This window comes from uncultured Campylobacter sp. (genome assembly GCF_905372745.1).
In the GTDB taxonomy this organism is placed as follows: domain Bacteria; phylum Campylobacterota; class Campylobacteria; order Campylobacterales; family Campylobacteraceae; genus Campylobacter_A.
Map to the genome: position 1 here is coordinate 1 of NZ_CAJPQR010000029.1, position 20,862 is coordinate 20,862.

21 protein-coding genes are annotated in these 20,862 nt (G+C 45.4%); 16 read left to right on the forward strand and 5 right to left on the reverse strand.

The window, feature by feature from the left end:
• The 13 genes from fliF to QZ157_RS08255 all read left to right on the forward strand — a co-directional run.
• On the forward strand, window positions 1–1,442 hold a 1,442-nt coding region (fliF, locus tag QZ157_RS08195), incomplete at its 5' end, for a flagellar basal-body MS-ring/collar protein FliF (RefSeq protein ID WP_295144234.1).
• Window positions 1,442–2,476, forward strand: a complete 1,035-nt coding sequence (gene fliG / locus QZ157_RS08200) for a flagellar motor switch protein FliG (protein WP_295144237.1) — start codon at window positions 1,442–1,444, stop codon at window positions 2,474–2,476. The genes fliF and fliG, both read left to right, overlap by 1 nt.
• The gene (fliH, locus tag QZ157_RS08205) at window positions 2,473–3,261 is read left to right on the forward strand and encodes a flagellar assembly protein FliH (protein ID WP_295144240.1); all 789 of its coding nucleotides are present in this window, start codon (window positions 2,473–2,475) and stop codon (window positions 3,259–3,261) included. The genes fliG and fliH overlap by 4 nt, the downstream gene beginning before the upstream one ends.
• On the forward strand, window positions 3,261–5,102 hold the full coding sequence (dxs, locus tag QZ157_RS08210; protein ID WP_295144300.1) for a 1-deoxy-D-xylulose-5-phosphate synthase: 1,842 nt from the start codon (window positions 3,261–3,263) through the stop codon (window positions 5,100–5,102). Before fliH ends, dxs begins: the two co-directional genes overlap by 1 nt.
• A gap of 62 nt (window positions 5,103–5,164) precedes the next feature.
• Window positions 5,165–5,326 (forward strand): hypothetical protein, encoded by a 162-nt coding sequence (locus QZ157_RS08215; RefSeq protein WP_295144243.1) that lies wholly within the window; start codon window positions 5,165–5,167, stop codon window positions 5,324–5,326.
• Between the two features lie 321 nt (window positions 5,327–5,647).
• Window positions 5,648–6,058 (forward strand): Fur family transcriptional regulator, encoded by a 411-nt coding sequence (locus QZ157_RS08220; protein ID WP_295144245.1) that lies wholly within the window; start codon window positions 5,648–5,650, stop codon window positions 6,056–6,058.
• A 751-nt stretch (window positions 6,059–6,809) separates the two neighbouring features.
• Window positions 6,810–8,906: a TonB-dependent receptor gene (locus QZ157_RS08225; RefSeq protein ID WP_295144247.1), complete on the forward strand. Its 2,097-nt coding sequence runs from the start codon at window positions 6,810–6,812 to the stop codon at window positions 8,904–8,906.
• A gap of 31 nt (window positions 8,907–8,937) precedes the next feature.
• Window positions 8,938–9,684, forward strand: coding sequence for a DUF4198 domain-containing protein (locus tag QZ157_RS08230; protein ID WP_295144250.1), 747 nt, complete (start codon window positions 8,938–8,940; stop codon window positions 9,682–9,684).
• Window positions 9,685–9,751: 67 nt separating this feature from the next.
• A complete protein-coding gene (locus QZ157_RS08235) occupies window positions 9,752–9,979 on the forward strand; it encodes a FeoA domain-containing protein (protein WP_295144253.1) in 228 nt (75 codons plus the stop codon).
• On the forward strand, window positions 9,970–12,474 hold the full coding sequence (gene feoB / locus QZ157_RS08240; protein WP_295144255.1) for a ferrous iron transport protein B: 2,505 nt from the start codon (window positions 9,970–9,972) through the stop codon (window positions 12,472–12,474). The genes QZ157_RS08235 and feoB overlap by 10 nt, the downstream gene beginning before the upstream one ends.
• A 30-nt stretch (window positions 12,475–12,504) precedes the next feature.
• Window positions 12,505–12,813 carry a hypothetical protein gene (locus tag QZ157_RS08245; protein ID WP_185898110.1) on the forward strand — a complete coding sequence of 103 codons (309 nt, stop codon included), beginning with the start codon at window positions 12,505–12,507 and terminating at the stop codon, window positions 12,811–12,813.
• Window positions 12,814–12,886: 73 nt separating this feature from the next.
• Window positions 12,887–13,027, forward strand: a complete 141-nt coding sequence (locus tag QZ157_RS08250; RefSeq protein ID WP_295144258.1) for a FeoB-associated Cys-rich membrane protein — start codon at window positions 12,887–12,889, stop codon at window positions 13,025–13,027.
• A 123-nt stretch (window positions 13,028–13,150) separates the two neighbouring features.
• Window positions 13,151–13,420, forward strand: a complete 270-nt coding sequence (locus QZ157_RS08255; protein WP_295144261.1) for a Fis family transcriptional regulator — start codon at window positions 13,151–13,153, stop codon at window positions 13,418–13,420.
• A gap of 275 nt (window positions 13,421–13,695) precedes the next feature.
• On the opposite strand, the gene QZ157_RS08260 is transcribed toward QZ157_RS08255, so the two are convergent.
• The 3 genes from QZ157_RS08260 to QZ157_RS08270 all read right to left on the reverse strand — a co-directional run bounded on the left by QZ157_RS08260 (window position 13,696) and on the right by QZ157_RS08270 (window position 16,423).
• Window positions 13,696–15,156: an aldehyde dehydrogenase family protein gene (locus QZ157_RS08260; protein WP_295144264.1), complete on the reverse strand. Its 1,461-nt coding sequence runs from the start codon at window positions 15,154–15,156 to the stop codon at window positions 13,696–13,698.
• A gap of 569 nt (window positions 15,157–15,725) precedes the next feature.
• Window positions 15,726–16,223: a thioredoxin-dependent thiol peroxidase gene (gene bcp / locus QZ157_RS08265; protein WP_295144267.1), complete on the reverse strand. Its 498-nt coding sequence runs from the start codon at window positions 16,221–16,223 to the stop codon at window positions 15,726–15,728.
• Window positions 16,220–16,423 (reverse strand): 4-oxalocrotonate tautomerase family protein, encoded by a 204-nt coding sequence (locus QZ157_RS08270; RefSeq protein ID WP_002949321.1) that lies wholly within the window; start codon window positions 16,421–16,423, stop codon window positions 16,220–16,222. The genes bcp and QZ157_RS08270 overlap by 4 nt, the downstream gene beginning before the upstream one ends.
• A gap of 201 nt (window positions 16,424–16,624) precedes the next feature.
• On the opposite strand from QZ157_RS08270, the gene QZ157_RS08275 reads away from it, so the two are divergent.
• Window positions 16,625–18,397 (forward strand): aryl-sulfate sulfotransferase, encoded by a 1,773-nt coding sequence (locus tag QZ157_RS08275; protein ID WP_295144270.1) that lies wholly within the window; start codon window positions 16,625–16,627, stop codon window positions 18,395–18,397.
• 43 nt (window positions 18,398–18,440) lie between these two features.
• Here the strand turns inward: QZ157_RS08275 and QZ157_RS08280 are convergent, their stop codons facing one another.
• On the reverse strand, window positions 18,441–18,584 hold the full coding sequence (locus QZ157_RS08280; RefSeq protein ID WP_295144273.1) for a hypothetical protein: 144 nt from the start codon (window positions 18,582–18,584) through the stop codon (window positions 18,441–18,443).
• A 28-nt stretch (window positions 18,585–18,612) separates the two neighbouring features.
• On the opposite strand from QZ157_RS08280, the gene QZ157_RS08285 reads away from it, so the two are divergent.
• Together QZ157_RS08285 and QZ157_RS08290 are read left to right on the forward strand one after the other, a co-directional pair.
• A complete protein-coding gene (locus tag QZ157_RS08285) occupies window positions 18,613–19,266 on the forward strand; it encodes a thiol:disulfide interchange protein DsbA/DsbL (RefSeq protein ID WP_295144276.1) in 654 nt (217 codons plus the stop codon).
• Complete coding sequence (locus QZ157_RS08290) at window positions 19,266–19,787, forward strand: hypothetical protein (RefSeq protein WP_295144279.1); 522 nt, start codon at window positions 19,266–19,268, stop codon at window positions 19,785–19,787. Before QZ157_RS08285 ends, QZ157_RS08290 begins: the two co-directional genes overlap by 1 nt.
• A gap of 394 nt (window positions 19,788–20,181) precedes the next feature.
• On the opposite strand, the gene QZ157_RS08295 is transcribed toward QZ157_RS08290, so the two are convergent.
• Entirely contained in the window at window positions 20,182–20,862 is a 681-nt protein-coding gene (locus QZ157_RS08295) for a response regulator (RefSeq protein WP_295144282.1), read from the reverse strand.

Below are 20,862 nucleotides of genomic sequence, written 5' to 3' on the forward strand. Positions count from 1 at the left end.
CTATTTTAGTGCCAAATGCCGACGTTTACCGCGAGAGAATCTCGGTGGCGTCGCTTGGGATTTTAAAAGACGGCAAAGTCGGTTTTGAGATTTTCGATAAGCAAGAATTCGGCGCGACCGATGCCGAACAAAAAGTTAAATTTCAGCGCGCTTTGGAGGGCGAACTAGCGCGCACGATCGAGAGTTTGGCGCCTATTAAAAAAGCTATCGTTCGTATCGCGATACCCAAAGAGACGCTTTTTACAGAGCGAGCTACGCCGCCAAGCGCATCGATCGTTTTAAATTTAAAGGACGGGCAGAGCTTAAATTTAAAGCAAATTACGGGTATTAAAAATTTAGTCGCCGCCGCGGTAGCAAATTTAAAACCCGAGCAGGTAAAAATCGTGAGCGAAGACGGAGCTCCGCTGGGCGAAGAGGACGGCGAATACGACAGCGATCAAATCACCCAACAAATAAAATATAAGCGCGACGCGGAGCAAGGCCTAGAAGAAAAGATCATAAACGTCCTATCGCCTATCGTGGGCGGTTCTGACAAGGTCGTGGCTAAGGTAACTATAGATTTTGATTTTGCCAGAAAAGATAGCCAAAGCGAGACCTTTGATCCAAATTCGGTCGCTAGAAGCGAACAAAACGTCGAAGAAAAGCGCCAAGGCAGCAAAGAAGCCGAAGTGCAAGGGGTACCTGGAGCCGTAAGCAACATCGGTCCGGTCGAAGGTCTGCAAGACGGCAAAATGAAAGAACTCTACTCTAAAAGCTCATCCACGACGAACTACGAAATCTCAAAAAAGGTCGAGCGCGTCAAGGATCAGTTTGCTAAGATAAACCGCCTAAGCGCCGCAGTCGTAGTAGACGGAAAATACGAAAATAAAAAAGACGAAAGCGGAAATCCGACTAAAGAGGTAGTCTACGTCCCGCTTGATGAAAAGCAGTTAAGTCGAATCGACGCTCTCATCCGCCAGTCTATCGGCTTTGATCAAAATAGAGGCGATGAGGTAACGGTTAGTAACTTCGAGTTCCAGCGCCCAGACGGACAGACCCCTGCTAGCAAGGTAAATTCGTTCTTTGAGCTTTATATCTTGCCTTTTGCGCCGCTGCTAAAATATATATTCGTAGCGATTTTGCTCTACTTTTTCTACAAAAAAGTTATCGTGCCGTTTATGTCTAAGATGCTTGAGGACGTCAAAGAAGAAGAACCGGAGCCGATGCCAGATATCGTCGAGCTTGACGATAGCGAGGATACGCTGGAGAAATTTAAGGCCGCTAAGAAAAAGGTTGAAGAGCAGCTGGGCGTAGGAGGCGACTTTAACGAGGATGAGCTGCGCTACGACGTGATGCTCGAAAAGATGAAGCTAGTGGCTCAAGAGCGCGCCGAGGAGATCGCGGTACTACTCCAAGATATGATAAAAAACGACGCCGAATTTAGTAATCGTAAGGATATTTGATGGCTTCTATTAAACTCACGGAACAACAAAAGATGACTTATGACGATCTGTCGATGCCAGAAAAGGTCGCTATCTTGCTCATACAGCTTGGCGAGGATGCCACGACGCAGCTTTTCTCGCATATGGAAGTCGATGTGATAACCGAAATTTCACGCTACATCGCTACGGCAAGAAGCGTCGATAAGGCTGTTGCTTCGGCGGTTTTGGACGAATTTTACGCCTTGATGCAGTCAAATCAATACATAAGAAGCGGCGGACTTGATTATGCGAAGGAAATTTTATACCGCACTTTCGGTCCGGAAGCCGCGCAAAAGATCCTCGACAAACTCGCCAAAAGCATGGAAAACTCAAAGAGCTTCGGCTATCTTACCAAGGTTAAGCCTCAGCAGCTTGCCGACTTTATCGTTACCGAGCATCCTCAGACCATCGCGCTTATTTTGGCGCATATGGATTCAACCAGCGCAGCCGAGACGTTGTCATTTTTCCCTGATGAGCTTAGGAGCGAGGTTGTAGTTAGGATGGCGAATTTAGGCGACATCAGCCCCTCTATCATCAAGCGCGTCTCAACCGTGCTTGAGGGCAAGCTAGAGAGCCTAACCTCCTATAAGGTCGAAGTCGGCGGTCCAAGAGCCGTCGCCGAGGTGCTAAATCGTCTCGGTCAAAAGGCGTCTAAATCTACGATCGAATACATCGAAGACGTCGATGAGAAGCTCGCTACGACGATCAAAGAGCTTATGTTTACCTTTGAGGATATCAATACCCTCAACCAAGCAGCTATCCGTGAGATACTCAAAAACGTAGATAAAAAAGACCTTATGATCGCTCTAAAAGGTAGCGGAGACGCGCTTAAAGAGAAATTTCTCTCCAGCATGTCCCAGCGCGCCAGCGATTCGTTTAAAGAAGAGATGCAATTTTTGGGCGCGGTGCGCGTAAAAGATGTCGAGGACGCTCAGCGCCGCATAGTAGAGCAGGTTCAGGCTCTAGCCGAGAGCGGAGCGTTCCAAATAGGCGAAAGCGATGAGATGATAGAATGAAAAGTAGTTTAATATCAAGCGAAAAAGCCAAAGAGCATTTTATAGAAAATTACAGATTTAAGGTGCTGGGTCAAGAAAAAAAGCAAGACCCGGCTCGTGGGCAAGACTTCGAGGATCAAAAATCTGACGCCGGCGAGCAAGAGAGTTCAAATTTAAACGACGCAAAAGAGCAGGGTGCGCATTTTAAGCCTGAATCAAGCTTTATCGAGGAGCTGCTAAAACGCACCGACGAGATGAGCGGCAATATGATAAAGCTGCAAATGCAAATCGAAAATCAAGAAAACGAATTTGCTAAACGCCTAGAAAGCGAGACCGCGCGCGCTAAAGAAGACGGCATAAGGCAGGGCGCAGAGGAAGCGGCGGCTAAATTTAACGAAGAACTAAAGGCGCTTGAGAGCAGGTATCTGGGGTCTATAAATAAGCTAGAGGAGCAGGCGGCTAAATTTGAAAGTCTCATCGCATCTAGCGAAACGCAGCTGCCCGCTACCGCAGTTGATATAGCCAAAGAGGTCGTGAAAAAAGAAATTTCGCTAAATTCGGCAAACATCGCTGCAGCAATATGCAAAGAGCTTTTTGGCGAGATAAAAGACGCCAAAGAGGTGCAGGTTAAAGTAAATCCGAAAGATTACGAGTTTATCAAAGAAAATTTCTCCGGCCAAAACGTCAAAATCTCCGCCGACGAAGCAATCAGCGCGGGCGGAGCGATAGTGCTTAGCGACGCGGGCAACTTTGAAGGCACGATCGAAGCTAGACTAGAAAAAATCAAAAAGATAATAGGGCAATGATAGACGTAAAATCTATGAATGTGCAGGAGCTGGAAGCGCTTTGCGGAAAGCTCCGGGATAAAATTTTACAAACCGTCAGCGCAAACGGCGGGCATCTGAGCTCAAACATCGGCGCGGTCGAGCTTATCGTTGCGATGCATTATGTTTTCGACGCCGTAAAAGATCCGTTTATATTTGACGTCAGCCACCAAAGCTACGCGCACAAGCTAATCACCGGACGCTGGGATAAATTTGACACGCTTAGAAAATTCGGCGGTATCAGCGGCTACACCAAGCCCTCCGAGAGCAGATACGACTACTTTATCGCCGGTCACAGCTCCACCTCTATCTCGCTAGCAGTGGGCGCGTCAAAGGCGATCAAGCTAAAGGGCGAGGATCGCATCCCCGTGGCCCTCATCGGCGACGGCTCGATGAGTGCGGGTATCGCGTACGAGGCGCTAAACGAGCTGGGCGATATCAAAAATCCTTGCGTCATCATCCTAAACGACAACGAAATGAGCATCAGCAAGCCCATCGGCGCCTTTAGTAACTACCTCTCGCAGATGATGGCAGGGCCGCTGTATCAGAAGTTTAAAAGCCGAGTCGAGAAATTTTTAAGCTATATGCCGGACGGCGCCGCGTATATGGCGCGCAGGATGGAGGAGGGCATCAGGATATTTACGCCGGGGATGTTTTTCGAGGAGCTTGGGCTTGAGTACATCGGTCCGGTAAACGGTCACGATGTGAAGGCGCTCATCGAGGCTTTTAGCGTCGCAAAAGGTATGAAAAAGCCCGTCGTCGTGCACGCGCAGACGCTAAAAGGCAAAGGCTACGAAAAGGCCGAGGGACATCTAGCCAGCTGGCACGGCGTGAGTCCGTTTGATCTACAAAGCGGCGAAGCTATCAAAAAATCAGCTGCCAAATCGGCTACCGCGCTCTTTGCGGAAAATTTGACCGAGCTAGCTAGCGAGCATAAAAATATCGTCGGAGTAACCGCCGCGATGCCTACCGGCACGGGCATAGACGCTTTGATGGAGAGATTTCCGGATAGGTTTTGGGATGTCGCGATCGCCGAGCAGCACGCCGTGGCCTCTATGGCCGCGATGGCTAAGGAGGGCTTTAAGCCCTTTATCGCGATTTATTCGACCTTTTTGCAGCGAGCGTTTGATCAGGTCGTGCACGACTGCGCGATCATGAATCTAAACGTCGTTTTTGCGATGGACCGCGCTGGCATCGTCGGCGAGGACGGCGAAACGCATCAGGGTGCTTTTGACGTGAGCTATCTAAATTTGATCCCGAATTTGACGATCTTCGCGCCTCGCTGTGCCGATAGTTTTAGGCTCGCGATGCGCTACGCTTACGCTCACGAGGGGCCTTGCGCTTTTCGTTATCCGCGCGGAGCTTTTGCGCTGGCGCAGGGCGAATTTGAGGCGCGAGAGCTAAGGCTCGGCAAGGGCGAAATCTTAGTCGAGGGCAGCGGCGAAGCGGCCTTTATCGCTTACGGCAACGCCGTGGGTAAGGCAAATGTCGCGCGTAAAATTTTACTAGAAAAAACGGACGGCAAATTTGACCCGAGTCTCGTTGATCTAGTGTTTGTTAAGCCGCTTGATTGCGAACTCTTACAAGAGCTCGCGCGCAGGCATAAGATTTGGTACGTCTTTTCCGATACCGCAAAAAAAGGCGGCGTAGGCGAGATTTTGGCCGCGTTTTTACAGGAACGGCACATTTTTGACGTGCGCATCGTTAGCTTTGAGTTTGACGACGCTTTTATCCCCCACGGCGCTACGGCCGACGTCGAAAAGGCTCTTGGTATCGATGCGGCAAGCATTTGCGAGAAAATTTTATCCGAAATGGCGGATTAAATTTGAGCTGAAGCGTTTTTATGCGTTTTAGTGAGTGTATTCGGACGAAAAAGGCGAAAAACTTGAGCGAAACAAATCTTTTTATGCTGGGGCTTGCCGCTCTTGCTTTGATTTACCATGCCTTAAGCGTCACAGGCAAATTTGCGCGCGCTAGGTATACTTTACTTGTTTTTATCTTCGTTTATCTTTTTATCGGACTGGTTTTGCTGCGGATTTTGGGTTAAATTTATACTACGGCTTGCTTTGTAAATTTTGATTTGTGCTGGTTTTTCTTGCTGCGACCTTTTACGCTAAAGAGACTTAAGCGGGTTTATAAATCGCGCCTTTGGTTTGCTAAATTTAGCTCAAATACCGCCAAATTTAAGCAAAAATACCAAAACGTAATGCGGATTTTGATCCAAGACAAGAATATCGCCTGGATCAAATTTGAGCTATTTTTGCTTCTATCTAACATAAATTTTAGCAGATAATAATTTATATTACCAACTATAAAGAAGTTTTAAATAATTTTTTTGTATATTTAGGAAAAAATACCAGGAAAAACGATGAACTATATGGAACTTCTTAAAAATCGCGGCCTTAAAGCCACTCCGCAACGCCTCAGCGTACTAAAAATCCTAGATCGCCACTCTCATCCTACGATCGATGAGCTATACGAAGAGATTTGCGCCGAAAATCCTTCCGTATCGCTAGCGACGGTATATAAAAACCTAAATATGCTCAAAGACGAGGGGCTAGTCGTCGAGGTCAATATGCCAAATCAAAAGGCGCGTTATGATATCTTTAGCCATCCTCATATACACGTGGTTTGCGAGAGCTGCGGGAGCGTAGAGGACTATGATTTTTGCGAGGCGCTGGATGCGTATAAGGAAAATTTGGAGAGAAAATTAGGCAATCTAATCGAAAAGATGAACGTGCTAGCAACCGTCAAGGACTGTAAAAACTGCCGTAGATAGCATCGGCTCGTTTTTGGATTTTTAGGGCTTTGCGGATTTGGCTCGTTTTTAGTTTTATTTTGGCGGTGTTTTGGGTTTAGAATCGGCTCAATGAAACCTAATCGGAGCGTATCTTATTGATTTTAGCAAAATACGATAGAGTTTTTTTGTAGAGATATCGCTTTGTAAGCGCCTTATTTGTTTTTTGTATCTTTGCCTAGCTTGCTACTTATAAAAATATAGCTTTCATCTTAACCTACCGCTTATTTTGATGACGTTTTTCCGGTAAAGGCATAAATTTAACTATCGTTAAACGTAAACGGCGCATAGGATTAAATTTTGATAGGCCGCATATCAGACTAGCTAAGCGCGTAAATTTAAAAACAAAAACAGAGGTCTTTGATCTTTTTGTTTCTTTTAATTTATCTAAAATATTATCTAACTTTATAAAGCGCGCCGACGTCACTTTGGCTAAAATATATAGAATCTTGCAAAGATATTAAAGAATAAATCTAATGTAAAAATCTTACCTAAAATCGCTAAATTTAATAAAAAATCTCAAAATCTATATAATAGATAATCCAATAATTTTTGTATTTAGTATTACGTATTATTATATAAAAACTATTTTATAAATAAGAGTAGCGTTATAATAGGCATTACAAACCATTTAGTATTATTTTTTATCATAAAAAATCTTATTACAGTATTGACAACGATTATCTTATTTGTTATAATGCCGCCATTAATTTTTTAAGTTTAGGGAGCAAATATGAAAGCATTTTCTCTATCTAGACTAACAGCCGCTCTTTTAGTTCTTACTAATTCGGCTCTAGCCGCAGAAGATATAACGCTTGGCGAAGTTGCAGTAACCGCAAATAAAATCAGTGAAAATTTAAAGGATGTGCCTCAGAGCATCAGCGTAGTGAATAGCTCCGAGCTAGAGGAGCGAGGCGTGAAAAATGTCGAGGAGTTGGTAAAAACCATACCAAACATCACGGGCGTGGGTGGAATGTATGAGGGTATAAGTACAAGAGGGCTTAATCCTTCTATATATACGAGTTCTAATCCCGTCACGGTCTACGTCGGCGGCGTAGCTCAAAGCAACAAAGACGCAGCCTATATTCCTATTACAAATATCGAACGCGTCGAGGTTTTACGAGGTCCTAGCAGCGCTATCTACGGCAAAGATTCGATCGGCGGTATCATAAATATCGTCCTAAAAGAGCCGACTAACGAGTGGAGCGGTAGCGTAGGCGCAGAATACGGTTCTAGTAAATATATGCTAGGGCTTTTTGAAACCAGTGGTGCGCTTATAGACGATAAGCTATTTTTAGGCCTAAACGGCTCGGCGTCTAAAGAGGATGGTTGGATCATAAACGATCTAAATGGTGAAAAAGCCAATGACAAGAAAAATTATAATTTCGGACTAAATTTAAAGATAGTGCCGACTGATCGCCTTACCGTTAAAATTCGCGGCGACCTTTTTCATCGCCAGGATGACTCGCTAGATGAGCTTTTTATCCCGAAATCAAAATTGGGTAGCATATCAAAAGACGAGGCCAAGCATATAAATTTAGAAACTCCAGCTCGCGTTAAGCAAACCTCAACTTCAGGAGCTCTGGACTTAAAATACGAATTTGACAAATTTGATGTGACCTCATCCACAACTTATCGCAATGTTAAAAAAGACGGACTTTACGACGAAGACTTCGGTAGCAAAGCAACCTATCTCGATCCTGATCACTACGGACTAGTTACATTTTTAAACGCCAAAAACGATACTATTTCCGAAGAACTTAGATTTAGCGGCACGGACGAGCAAAGTTTTAAATGGGTCGGCGGGCTTTATTTTGAAAACGAAAAACAAGTATTCGGTCCTATCGGCGATCAGTATGGCGATAGCGGTAGGACGATAGTGGAGGACTGGCCGTCAATAAACCGCTCGCGAACGGTATCCGCATTTGGCCAAATAATCTATCCCGTTACGAGTAAATTTGATGTGACGCTCGGAGGTAGATACCAGCAGATCAAAAAACATACTAAGGTCGATTATTTCTCGTATGAGCTTGGACGAAACCCTGGCGCACCGGTATTTTCGATGGATGAAAAAGAGACGTTTAGAACGTTTTTGCCTAAATTTGCGCTCGGATATGATATTACCGATGAGCTAAACATCTATGCGATGTATTCAAAGGGCTATTTGGCGGGCGGCTTTAATTTCTACACCACTGGCGGTAGCAGAGAAGATAATAAATTTGACGCACAGACAAGTGACGACTATGAAATCGGCGTAAAAGGCTCATACGATAACTTTAGATTTTCTACGGCGCTATTTTATATGGCCATCAAAGGTACGCATATATTCTACACCGACCCGAACAATACTAATATCTACTACGTTGCAAATGCCGATAAAGCGACATCGATGGGTGCCGAATTTGAGGGGATCGTAAGGGCCAGTAAAGAGCTTGATATAAATTTAGCCGCAAGTTTGCTAAAGACCAAATACGGCGACTATATTAACAAAGACGGTACGAATAATAAAGGCAATAAAATCGAGAAAAACCCGGAGTATAAGCTATCTTTGGGTGCGTCTTACTATGCTCCAATGGGCGTTTATGCAAGGCTTGACGGAAATATGATAGGTAAGACCTATTTTGACGCGCAAAATAAACTTGCCCAAAAGAGTTATTTTACGGCAGATGCAAAAGTGGGCTATCTAAAAGATGGCTTCGATGTATATTTTTACGTCAAAAACTTGACCGACAAAGAGTATTTCTCGCATATCAGAGATAGGGCTCGCAACGTCTTAGCAACTTACGGTAAGGGCAGGATGTTTGGTGTCGGCGTAAGATATAGTTTTTAATTTTAACGAATTTCATTAAAAAGGATATAAAATGAAAAAGAGTTTAGCTCTACTAGCTATTTTAGGCGCATTTAGTGTAGCAAGTGCTCATGATTTTTGGCTATTTGGACAAAACGGCGAAAAAGCTAGCGTAAATATAGGTTTCGGACATGATTTTCCAAAATCAGAACCCATAGACGCCGAGCGCGTAAATAACTTTGAAGCACCCGTAATCCTTGGCAAAGACGGCAAAATCGCATTAAAGCAAAGCGGAGAGAACTATCACTACGAGGGTGCGAAGCTAAAAGAGGGCACCTACGCGGTTACAGGCGAATACAAGCCTACGTTTTGGACGGAAGATACCGATGGCAAATGGCACATGGGTGGCACTAAAGAGACGATAAAAAATGCTAAATTTTGCCGCCGCGCTACAATGAGCGCAAAGAGTGTCATAAATGTCGGCGCAGGAGATGACTTTATAACAAAATCAACAGGGCAACGCCTTGAGATTGTGCCTTTGGAAAATCCGGCTAAATTTAAAGTCGGTGAGCCGTTTAAAGTAAAGGTGCTATTTGAAGGAAAACCTTTAAAAGTCGCTACCATTGACGGCACGTTTGACGGATTTTTGAAAGACAAAAGCGCGTTTCATGCAACAACCGATCTAAAAGGAGAAACCGAGGTTTTAGCGCTTAGACCAGGGAAATGGGTGCTAAAAGTAGTGCATAAATTCCCTTACGCAGACGCTAAAAAATGTGACGAAGAGACAGCTATAGCCTCTTTTACTTTTGAGATAAAATGAGTTTTATTAAATTTGACCGCTTTAGCAAAACAGAGGCGGTCAAATTTATATATTTAAGGAAAAGCGTATGAATCTTGGCTCTGCACAGGCTGGAATTTTATATAAGATAAAAGAGCTCAAAGCTGAAGGCAAACTACTTCAAAAGTTGCTCGATATGGGCTTTATAAACGGAGCAGTCGTTGAGGCGGTAAGACTCGCTCCGCTTCTTGATCCCATAGAGTTTAAAATTCAGGACTGTTTGATATCGCTTAGAAAAAGCGAGGCGACTTTGGTGGAGGTTGAAGTTTGCAAATAAAAGTAGCTCTTGCAGGGCAACCAAACTGTGGCAAATCCACCGTATTTAATATGATAAGCGGCATACGTCAGCACATCGCGAACTATCCTGGTGTTACCGTTGATAAAAAATCGGGTTTTTTTAGCGTAGCAGACGTGGATGTCGAGATGGTTGACCTGCCGGGCACCTATTCGTTTAGTTCGTATTCGCTTGAAGAAAAAGTCGCAAAAGAATTTATCGTAAACGAAAGGCCTGACGTCATTTTAAACATCATCGACGCTTCAAATTTAAAGCGAAATTTATACCTGACCTTTCAACTGCTTGAAATCGACGTTCCCGTCGTCATCGTCTTAAATATGCTAGACGTAGCAAAAAGACGCGGCATAATCATAGATGCCGGCAAAATAGCTAAAATTTTAAAATGTCCCGTAATCTGTGCTAGCGCGTCAAAAGGCGAAGGCAAGGCTGAAATTTTAGACGTTTTAAGAAACGCTAAAAATCTAAAACAAAACTACGAAGAATTTAAGGTAAATTACGAAGAGCTGGAACCTTTTATTTTAGAGCTACAAAATAGCGTATCTTTAGATAAAGGCATAAGTACGAGATGGCTTTGCGTAAAAGCCCTTGAGAACGACGCTTCGGCCTTAAATTTGCTAAAAAACTCTAACACCGAGATAGAAAATTTAACGGCCGAGCAAAGGGCTAAATTTAGCGAAAAAACTGGCAAAAGCATTGAGGGCTATTTGGCTTCGCTTAGATACGAAAACGCGAGCATAGTCTTTAGCGAGTGCGTAAAAGAGACCAAGAAAAATCAAGCCACGTTAACGGACAAGATAGATAAAATAATCCTAAATCGCTGGCTTAGTTTTCCGATCCTTTTTGCCATTATTTTTGCGATTTACGAGAGTAGTATAGTTTTTGGTTATAAGCTCACGAACTACACTTGGCCGCTGCTTGCGGCTATTAAAAACTTTGTGGTAGATATTACGCCTGCGGCAGATATTGCTAAAGTGCCGCTCATTACCGATGCGGCTATATGGCTGGTAAATTCTGCCGTCGCGCTTTTAAACTACTTACCGATATTTTTTATACTTTTTGCAATGATCGCGATTCTAGAGGATGTCGGATATATGCCAAGGATGGCGTTTGTCTTAGATAAAATTTTTAAAAAATTCGGCCTACACGGACAAAGTACCTTGCCGCTGGTACTTGGCGGGGCATTTGTAGGAGGCTGTGCGGTGCCGGGCGTCATGTCTACCAAGGGTATCGCCGACGATAGAGCTAGGATGGCTACCATTCTCACTGTTCCTTTGATGAACTGCCTAGCCAAGGTGCCTTTTTACACGCTGCTTTTGGGTGCGTTTTATACGACTACGATCGTGGCGGCAGACGGGAGCAAAAGCATAGATACTTCGCAAATGAGCGTGATGATGTTTTATATCTCGACGGTTACGATCTTAGCCGCGCTTTTGATAGCGAAATTTTTAACTTCGACGATTTTAAAGACGAGAGAGACCGCGCCCTTTGTGATGGAGCTGCCGCCCTATCATATGCCGACGTTTAAGGGCGTCGTAATAAGAGCGTGCGAGCGCGTGTGGTTGTATATCAAAAAGGTTTGTACGATCGTCATCGCAGTAGCCGTGATACTCTTTGCGCTTTTGCAGTTTCCGGGACTTTCAAACGAAAAGCAGGAGCATTATGCAAACGAAGAGGCCAAGGCTCTAGCGAATTTTGAAGCGGCTGCAAGAAAATCAAGCTATTATGCGAGTGTAGACAGCAGAGAAAAGGTCGCGCAATTACTAAATTTCTACGACGGATACAAAGCTAAAAAGATGGGCGGAGGCAAAGGCGTAGACGAAAAATATGAGGCCGAGAACCCCGAGTTTTACAAATTTATAATGCCAAAAACCGATCAAGACGCAAAAGCGATAAATTCAGCACTTAGAAAGCTATCGACGCAAAGAAAGACGATACTAAGAGAGCAAAAAAATGACAAGATAGAAAGCTCGCTTCTTGGTATGGCTGGACGTGCGCTTGAGCCTATATCAAAATTTGCAGGGTTTGACTGGAGGATAAATGTAGCATTTTTAAGCTCGTTTGCCGCCAGGGAGTCCGCAGTTGCGACGCTTGGTAGTATATACGAAAGCGGTAGAGCCACCGAAGCAAGTAGCGGTGAAGAGATGAGGCCTGAAGAAGCGATGAGGCAAAGTAGCGGCTATACTCCGCTACATGCGGCCTCAATCATTATATTTATGCTTTTGACGCCTCCTTGCATAGCTACAATGATCGTAGTAAAAATGCAAACAAATAGTTATGCATGGATGGCGTTTGGAATATTTTTCCCTTTTACTCTAGCTCTCGTAGTTTCGTCGCTATTTTTCACTCTCGCAAATAGCTTTGGCGTAGGCGGTCTAACGGCTATGGGGATATATTATTTTATACTTTTGTTTTTTGTAATCATTTTAGGATTTATGCCGCAAAAGCGCTTGAACTGGAGCGGTGGCTTAAGAAAATAGGTAAATTTAACTTTTTAAAAAGGAGAGAAAATGAAAAAGATTTTATTTTCATCGGCTTTAGTTGCTCTTGTGAGCCTACCGGCTTTTGCGCATACGGCGCTCATGAGTTGCATAGATAACGGCGACGGTAGCGTCACATGCGAGGCCGGCTTTAGCGACGGCAGTAGTGCTAGCGGTGTGGAGTTTAAGGTTTTGCAAAATGGCAAGGTTATTATCGAGGGCAAATTTGACAAAGACAGTATGTACACATTTAAAAAGCCCGAGGGCGAATATAAGGCTAGGATGTTTGCGGGCGAAGGACATGAAGTAATCGTTGATTCTAAAGATATCTCTAAATAAAACTTCAGCGGGTTGTCTCCAGTTAAATTTTGATGTAAATTTGGCGCGACAACTTGCCCTTTAAATGAAAAATATGGCTTGGTACGAAGCTGTGATTTTGATCGTACTAGCAGTCGGTGCGGGGTATTTTGTTTATGCGAAAGAATTTAAACAAAAAGACTGTGGCTGCGGTAGCGGTAAAAACTGTTGCTCAAGTAGCAAAAAGTACAAGTAATTTCTTTAAATGAAATATATAAATATTTAACAGATATTTATATACGGCTCTCGTCGTAACTTACTGCTCCTTTGCTTGAGCTTAAGTTAAAAAGAGCTTTATATTATCCCGCAAGAAGGGGCCGTGGACGCGATCGGGGTGACCGACAATCTCAGCATAACTGTCGTCACGTTACTAAACGACACACTGGAGGAGATATTGAGTATAAAAAAAGAGCGGTGCCGACGTCATTGTCGTCGGTTTGACCGTCTCGATGCATCCAAGGCGCTTTTTGATAGAGGCGTGAGCTACGCGGACGGCATTTATACTATGCGCGCGGATGAGCTTTTGGACGTGATCGCGCAGGCCGGTTCGGAGTATCGTTTTTTTGGCAAATTTGCGAAAAACTCGTGATGAGTCGCGAGGGTCAGTACACTAAAATTTAGAAATTTAGCAATGTAAAAACACAAAGCTAAATTCGGCCAAATTTGGTGATTAAATTTGGGGCCTAGAGAGTGTTTTATCTCTGTGCAAAATAGGCGACTCGGCATTAAATTTGAGATTTACGCGGATAAAATCGGTCCTAAATTTATTCAAATTTACGAGAGTTTTCGTCAAATTCAAAAAATTAAAAAACCGTGTAAAAGGCCGGGCAAAGCGCCCGACTCAAAGTTGCATTAAGCGAAATTCTAATAAAACGAACTAACCTTGCCCGTCAAATTTATCATGATATTTTTCATCTGAGTGTAGTGCTCAAGGATGATTTTGTGCGTTTCGCGGCCGATGCCCGAGCTCTTGTAGCCGCCAAAAGGGCTGCCCGCCGGTATCTGGTTGTAGCAGTTTATCCACACGCGGCCCGTTTCCATCGCGCGAGCGGTGCGGATGGCACGAGTGATGTCCTGCGTGAAGACGCCGCCGCCCAGGCCGTATTCGCTGTCGTTTACCATCTTGATGAGTTCGTCCTCGTTTTTAAATTTGATCACGACGCCCACAGGGCCGAAGATCTCCTCTCTGGCTATGCGCATATCGTTGCTCACGTCCACTAGCAGCGTTGGTTCGACGAAGCTATCTCCCGCAGCCGCGAGCTTGCCTCCGACGGCGATTTTAGCGCCTTCTTTGACGCCGATGTCGATGTACTCGACGATCTTGGCTGCTTGTTTGGCGTTGATTTGAGAGCCCATTTGCGTCTTTGGATCCAGAGGATCGCCGACTTTTAGATTTTTAAATTTCTCCACAGCCGCGGCGATAAATTTATCGTAAATTTTCTCCTCGACAAATATCCTACTGCCCGCGCAGCAAACTTGTCCTTGGTTAAACAAAATGCCCATCTGAACGCCGTCTAGAGCCAGCTCAAAGTCCGCGTCGGCGTAGATGATGTTGGCTGACTTACCGCCTAGCTCGAGCGTTGCCGGGATGATTTTTTCAGCTGCCGAGATAGCGATCTCGCGTCCGATCTCGGTCGAGCCGGTAAATGCGATCTTGTCGATGCCGCTGTGCTTTTGCAAGAACGCTCCGGCGCCGCTGCCTTTGCCCGTGATTACGTTTACGACGCCTTTTGGTAGTACGTCTTTGATGAGGCGCATTAGCTCGAGCACGCTCAGGCTCGTTTCAGACGACGGTTTTAGCACGCTCGTGTCGCCGGCTGCGATGACCGGGGCTAGCTTCCACGCCGCCATCAAAAAGGGGAAATTCCACGGTACGATCTGCGCTACGACGCCGATAGGCTCGCGTAAGATTAGCGAGAGGTGCTTTTCCTCGAGCACGTTTGCGCTGCCCTCTTCGCCCTGGATCACGCCGGCAAAGTACCTAAAATGCTCCGCCGCGTACGGCACGTCCACGTTTAGCGTCTCGCGGATAGGTTTGCCGTTGTCCATCGTCTCGACTGCGGCTAAAAAGTCTTTGTTTGCGTCGATTATGTCGGCGATTTTGAGCAAAATTCTGCTTCGCTCGCTCACGGTACTGTGGCGAAACGTCTTAAACGCCTCTCGCGCGGCCTTAACCGCCGCATCCACGTCCTCTTTACTCGCGTCCGCGATCGCGGCTAGCTTTTTGCCGGTGGCGGGATCAAAGGTATCTAGTGTCTTGCCGCTACTTGCGGGGACGAATTCGCCGTTTATAAAAAGGCCGTATTTTTCTTGTAACTTAACCATTTTTTCTCCTTGAAAGATTATTTAATAACTGAAATATTACTCCTCCATTATAAATATTTTGATAATTAGAAAATAATCGTTATCAAAAATTTGAGCGGGAATTTGACGGGATTTAGGTTAAATTTGCGGGGAATATTTTAAATTTAACGCACCGAGACCCATATCGCTTAAACTCGCGACGCTTTGCGTTAGCAAAGCCATGTCGCCACCTTAAAAGCGGCGTAGGGGGATGGGGATTTAAAAAAAAAGGGGGGGGCGACTTCGCAATTTAAGCCCCCACCCCCTTTACAATAAAGCAAAAACAACCCTTGAGCGGTTGCTTTTGCTCAAAGAAACCCAAAAACTTAACTAAGCTAAATTTAGCTTTTTGCGGTGCGGGTCTCGGTGTGTAAAATTTGAAACCGAAATTCGCAAATTTGACTTCAAATTTGAGTACAAAAAATCAAGGCAAAGTATCGCGAGATGATTTTTGGTGTTTTGAAGTTAAAATTTAACGAAAATAAGGCATATAGCCTATTGAGTCAAATTTTAACGAAATCTGCAAAAAGCACTCGCGAGACAAGCCGCAATCACTTCACAAGATCGGCCAAAACCTTCGCCGCGTGCTCCTTAGCTTTCACGCTCTTATACACCTTCGCGATCTTGCCGTCTTTGCCGATCACAAACGTAGAGCGCGCGATACCCAGATACTCTTTGCCGTAATTTTTCTTCACTTGCCAGACGCCGTAGAGTTTGGCGACTTCGTGCGTAGGATCGCTTAGCAGGATGTGCTTTAGGCTCTGTTTTTGCGCAAAGCCGGCGTGCGACTTGACGCTATCGGGACTAACGCCGACGATCACGGTGTCTTTGGCTATAAAGTCGTCGTAAAGCGCGCTAAATTCGCATGCTTCGGTCGTGCAACCCGGGGTGTTGTCCTTTGGATAAAAGTACAGCACGACGTTTTTGCCGACGAAGTCTTTTAGGCTGACGCTTACGCCGTCGCTGTTTTCTAGGCTAAACTCCGGCGCCGTATCGCCCGCTACTAGCGTGATTTTTCGCTCCAAATCCTCTTTAGAAAATTCACTCATTTTTGCTCCTTTCTGATTTCCTCAAGCGTCTTGCCGCCTGAGCCTATCGAGCTTGCGTCGTATGTTTCGATATAAATTTGCACTCGCTCGCGATTTTTGCCCAGCACGCGCACCATGGTGTCGGTCATCTCCTCGACCAGCTTTTGCTTTTGCTCTTTTGTCGGCTCTGGGCCTGCCATTTTGACGTTTATGAAAGGCATTTTTTCTCCTTAAATTTGATAAAATCGGGCTAATTATATCAAAATTTGACTCGTTATCCGGCTCGACCTCATTCTAAAATTTAAGCCTTCATATTAATATTTATCTTTAAATTTAATATTTAAGTAAAATTTAAAGCTAGTATGATTATTATGTGATTTGGTGGTAGTAAAATTAGCTAAATTTATCCAAAAGGAGCGAATATGCGTAAGAATTTTTTCGGTTCTATCGTTTTGGCTGCGGCCTTGGCGGGCGGCGCGTTTATAGCGGTGCCGCAGACTGCGAGTGCGGGCGTTTTGGCGCATCACGTGAAGGTGCAGGGCGAGCTTGGCTCGGTGTTTATCAACCCATACGACGTGGCGCCGCTGACCGCCGTTATCGATAGGGCGGGCAAGGACATCAAGGATATCCACGTGCAGGTGCTGGGTAAGCCAAACGGCGGTATCGACATCGCCTATAACGTCTCCGAGCATGCGCTGCTGACGCACGACGGCGTGCCGATCTGGGGGCTGTATCCGGACTATCTAAACGAGGTCGAAGTAAGCTACGTTTTTAACGGCGAAAAGAAGGTCGAAAAGTATAAAATTTACGCTCAGCCGATCGTGACGTATAGCCGCGATTATAGATTTAGCCACATGCAAAAGATGAAGGTCAAAAAGGTCGATCCTGCGTTTAAAAACAGGCTCTATCTTATCAACAACACCATCACAAGCGTTTATAAGCCGCTTGATTGGAAAAATGGGGGTGCCGCTAGCTGGAATGATTTTACCGAAAATTTCGTCGTCGATACGCAGGGCGAGGTCAGATGGTATCTGGATTATCAGAAATTTTACGACCGCAGCGAGCGTAGGGTGATGGACGGCGGCATGATGATGGGCTTTCATCAGCTGCCAAACGGTGATCTGAGCTGGGGTATGGCGCAGCGATATATGCGCTACGATATGATGGGCAAAGAGGTGTATAATCGCGAGCTGCCGCGCGGCTACATCGACCTTAGCCACGAGGTGATGCCGCTAAAGGGTGATCACTTACTGCTTCGCGTCGGTAAATACAACTACCACCACGCAGACGGCAGGATCTCGCACACGATCAGAGATCATATCATCGAAGTGGACGGCAGCGGCAAGGTCGTGGACGAGTGGGATCTGAATGAAATTTTCGGCAAAAACGTCTACCGCAGCAGCCTCATCAAGGCTCTTGACGCTCGCGCCGTGTGCCTAAATATCGACATGGACGCCAAAGAGATCAAAATCAGCGACGATCTGCCTTTCGGCGACGTGACCTCGACCGGCACGGGACGCAACTGGGCGCACGTAAACTCGATCTCATACGATCCTAGCGACGACGGCATCATCCTCTCGCTTCGCCACCAAGGCATAGTTAAGATCGGCCGCGACAAAAAGGTAAAATGGATCCTGGCATCGCCTGAGGGCTGGAGTGCGGACTTTAAAGAAAAAGTGCTTACTCCTGTCGATAAAAACGGCAACAAAATCAAATGCGAAAACTCAAAATGCGAGGGCGACTTCGACTGGTCGTGGACGCAGCACACCGCGTGGCTCACTCCGCGCTACGATAACAAGGGCCCTGTAAAGCACATCAGCGTATTTGACAACGGCGACGGCCGCGGCATGGAGCAGCCTGCGCTAAAAGAGGAAAAATACTCTCGCGCGGTTGAGTACAAGATCGACGAGAAAAAGGGCACCGTCGAGCAGACGTGGGAGTTTGGCAAGGAGCGTGGATTTGACTTCTATAGCGCGGTTACTAGCGTCGTGGAGTGGCAAAAGGATAAAAGCACGTATTTTATGTCAAGCTCGAACGTCTATCTGCTAAAGCCTGATAAAACGATCAAAATGGTGCTCGTGGAGATCGATCCGAAAACAAACGACATCAAATTTGAGATGGACGTGGAGTCTGCATCGAGAGATGACGTAGCCTACCGCGCGATGGTGATCGATCCGAATATCTTTGAGTATTAAAATTTGACCTTTTCCGGTTTAGTTTTTCTAGCCGCCGTTAAAATCAGACGCGCGGCTGGATTCGGTATTTGTGCGGCGAGGTTAAATTTGAAATGAAAATTTGACTCGCCGCTTTGTTTAAATTTGACTCGTCAAATTTGCCTAGCTTAGCCCGCTTAATCTCAAATTTACCCTTTATTTTATACAATTTTTAAAATTTAATCCAAAGGATTTCTATGAAAATAATCTCTAAATTTATGCGGATTTTAGCCGTCTTTTGCCTGCTTGGCTCTATGGCAAACGCGCTAGAGGAGGGCAAGGAGTATCAGATACTACAAAAACCTCTAGACGTACCTAAAAACAGCGTCGTAAAGGTCTTTAGCTACGAGTGTCCGCACTGCTATAAATTCGACAAAACCGTCACGCCCAAACTCTTTAGCGAGCTAGACGGAGTTAAATTTATCCCGTATCACTTAAAAACCAAAGGAAAGCTCGGTGAAACGGCGAGTAAAATTTTTGCCGCGATGATCGCTCTGGACGAGGCTAACGACGTTAGTTTGCTTAGCGAGAAGTCTAAATTTAAAAAGGCTAAATTTGCGGTTTATAACGCCGTTCACGACAAAAACGACGATTTTAAAGACGGCAAGGACAAGGTTAGATTTATCAAAACCGCCATTAGTGCAGCGGGCGTGAGCGAGGCGGACTACGACAAGGCTCTAGCTAGCCCGCGCGCGCAAGAAATTTTAAAAACATGGGACGAGAGCTACGACGTAGCCAAGGTTCAGGGCGTGCCGGCATACGTCGTTAGCGGTAAATATCTGCTAAACGCGCAGGCGTTAGGCTCGATCGACGCCATGGCCGCCGCCGTCAAAGAGCTATCGGCGAGATAATGGACTACAATATCGAAAACAAGGGCTTTGTCTGCTTTGCATATAACTTGCAGCGAAGGCGAGCGTTTTGGGCGGGGCTGCTTGCGGTTTTGGCGGTCAAATTTATCTTGTGCGAGCTGTTTTTAGGCGGCGAGGCAGCCGATGCGCTTGTTGTGAAGCTGCGCTTTGCGACGCTGTTTGCGGCGTTTGGCGTGTGCGTAGCGATGTGCGCGCCCAAGTTTTTTGGCGTCAAGCTCGCGGGATTTTTCCTGATTTTTTTGGGCGCGATATTCGGGCTTGATTACTCCACGAGCGATTTTAGCGGCGTTAGCGAGATTAGTTTTCCTTTTGCGCTACCGCTAAACGAAATTTGCCCGAGCCTTTTTGCGCCTGATTTGAGCGCGGCAAACGAAGCGGTATTTATCAAAATTTACGCGTGGGCGAATTTTGCGTTTTTTGCGGTGTTTGGGGCGTTTTGTCTTGTGATGATACTAAGCTGGTTTGTGTATAATGCGCGTAGCAGCGAAATCAATCAAATTTAGATTTTGAATTCCCCGCGCTTGACGGATTTCAAAAGTAGTTTTTGATTAAGGCGCTCGGTCACATACTATATGTATGCTCCCGTCACGCCTAATCAAAAACTATTTAAACTACGCCTACCGACGTCTGGAATATTTATCTCATATTCTGCTAAAATTACAAATTTAAAAACTCAAATTTGACATTTTCGATGGGCGGGTCTAGGCGAGTAAAATTTGAAGCCGAAATTTATAAATTTGACTTCAAATTTGAACGTAAAAAGATAAGGCGCAGTATTTTGAGATGGATTTGAATGTTGTGCAGAAATTTTAAGTCAAGGCTAGACAAGTAGTCTGCCGCAGACTTAAAATTTCAAACTCATTCAAAGACGCTCAAAAGCCAAGCCGCAAATCAAATTTATTCGCCGCTTAGTAAGATGTATCCACTCTCGCTAATATTTTTAAATTTAACCCCCAGCTCCCGCTTTAGCCTTAGTACGACATTTTGTATCGCGCCCTTGCTCGTTTGCTCGCCCTCGTAGACGAACTCCTCGATCATCTCGTAGCTCACGAGCTTGTTTAGATTGTACGCAAAGAGCCAAAAGAGCTTGTTTTGCAAAAATGATAGATAAATTTCCTCGCCGTTTTTGTAGATCTTTTCTTTAGCAAGATTTATGCTGGTTTGCGGGCCCAGACGCACGAGCTTTTCGTCCTTTTCGTAGGTTAGAGCCACTAGCAGGCGGCACAGGGCAGCGATATCGACGGGCTTTTTTAGAAACGATGCCGCGCCGTGCTCGATGCTTTTGATGAGGTTATCGTCGGTGTCGTAGGAGGTAAAGACGATAAATTTTTGCGCGGGCTTTATGCGTATCATCTCCTTCATCATCTCAAAGCCGTTCATCGCGGGCATGTGGATGTCGGTGATGACGACCGTAGGGGCTAGCTTTTTAAAGCGCTCCAGCCCCTCTAGCCCGTCGCCCGCGCCCCAGACGCTAAGGCAGTATGGCTTTAGCCCGCCTATTAGCAGCTCCCTTGCGATCTCGTCGTCTTCGACGATGAGGACGCTCAGGTCTTTAAGCAGCTTTAAGTACTCTTGCAT

What these genes read in the sequence shown, in the direction of transcription:
- QZ157_RS08260 (WP_295144264.1), bottom strand. Translation starts at nt 15,156, where the DNA reads ATGGTTAAGTTACAAGAAAAATACGGCCTTTTTATAAACGGCGAATTC.
- QZ157_RS08250 (WP_295144258.1), top strand. Translation starts at nt 12,887, where the DNA reads ATGGCTTGGTACGAAGCTGTGATTTTGATCGTACTAGCAGTCGGTGCG.
- QZ157_RS08235 (WP_295144253.1), top strand. Translation starts at nt 9,752, where the DNA reads ATGAATCTTGGCTCTGCACAGGCTGGAATTTTATATAAGATAAAAGAG.
- QZ157_RS08270 (WP_002949321.1), bottom strand. Translation starts at nt 16,423, where the DNA reads ATGCCTTTCATAAACGTCAAAATGGCAGGCCCAGAGCCGACAAAAGAG.
- QZ157_RS08275 (WP_295144270.1), top strand. Translation starts at nt 16,625, where the DNA reads ATGCGTAAGAATTTTTTCGGTTCTATCGTTTTGGCTGCGGCCTTGGCG.
- bcp (WP_295144267.1), bottom strand. Translation starts at nt 16,223, where the DNA reads ATGAGTGAATTTTCTAAAGAGGATTTGGAGCGAAAAATCACGCTAGTA.
- QZ157_RS08295 (WP_295144282.1), bottom strand. Translation starts at nt 20,862, where the DNA reads ATGCAAGAGTACTTAAAGCTGCTTAAAGACCTGAGCGTCCTCATCGTC.
- QZ157_RS08230 (WP_295144250.1), top strand. Translation starts at nt 8,938, where the DNA reads ATGAAAAAGAGTTTAGCTCTACTAGCTATTTTAGGCGCATTTAGTGTA.
- QZ157_RS08290 (WP_295144279.1), top strand. Translation starts at nt 19,266, where the DNA reads ATGGACTACAATATCGAAAACAAGGGCTTTGTCTGCTTTGCATATAAC.
- QZ157_RS08225 (WP_295144247.1), top strand. Translation starts at nt 6,810, where the DNA reads ATGAAAGCATTTTCTCTATCTAGACTAACAGCCGCTCTTTTAGTTCTT.
- QZ157_RS08285 (WP_295144276.1), top strand. Translation starts at nt 18,613, where the DNA reads ATGAAAATAATCTCTAAATTTATGCGGATTTTAGCCGTCTTTTGCCTG.
- fliG (WP_295144237.1), top strand. Translation starts at nt 1,442, where the DNA reads ATGGCTTCTATTAAACTCACGGAACAACAAAAGATGACTTATGACGAT.
- QZ157_RS08245 (WP_185898110.1), top strand. Translation starts at nt 12,505, where the DNA reads ATGAAAAAGATTTTATTTTCATCGGCTTTAGTTGCTCTTGTGAGCCTA.
- QZ157_RS08220 (WP_295144245.1), top strand. Translation starts at nt 5,648, where the DNA reads ATGAACTATATGGAACTTCTTAAAAATCGCGGCCTTAAAGCCACTCCG.
- fliH (WP_295144240.1), top strand. Translation starts at nt 2,473, where the DNA reads ATGAAAAGTAGTTTAATATCAAGCGAAAAAGCCAAAGAGCATTTTATA.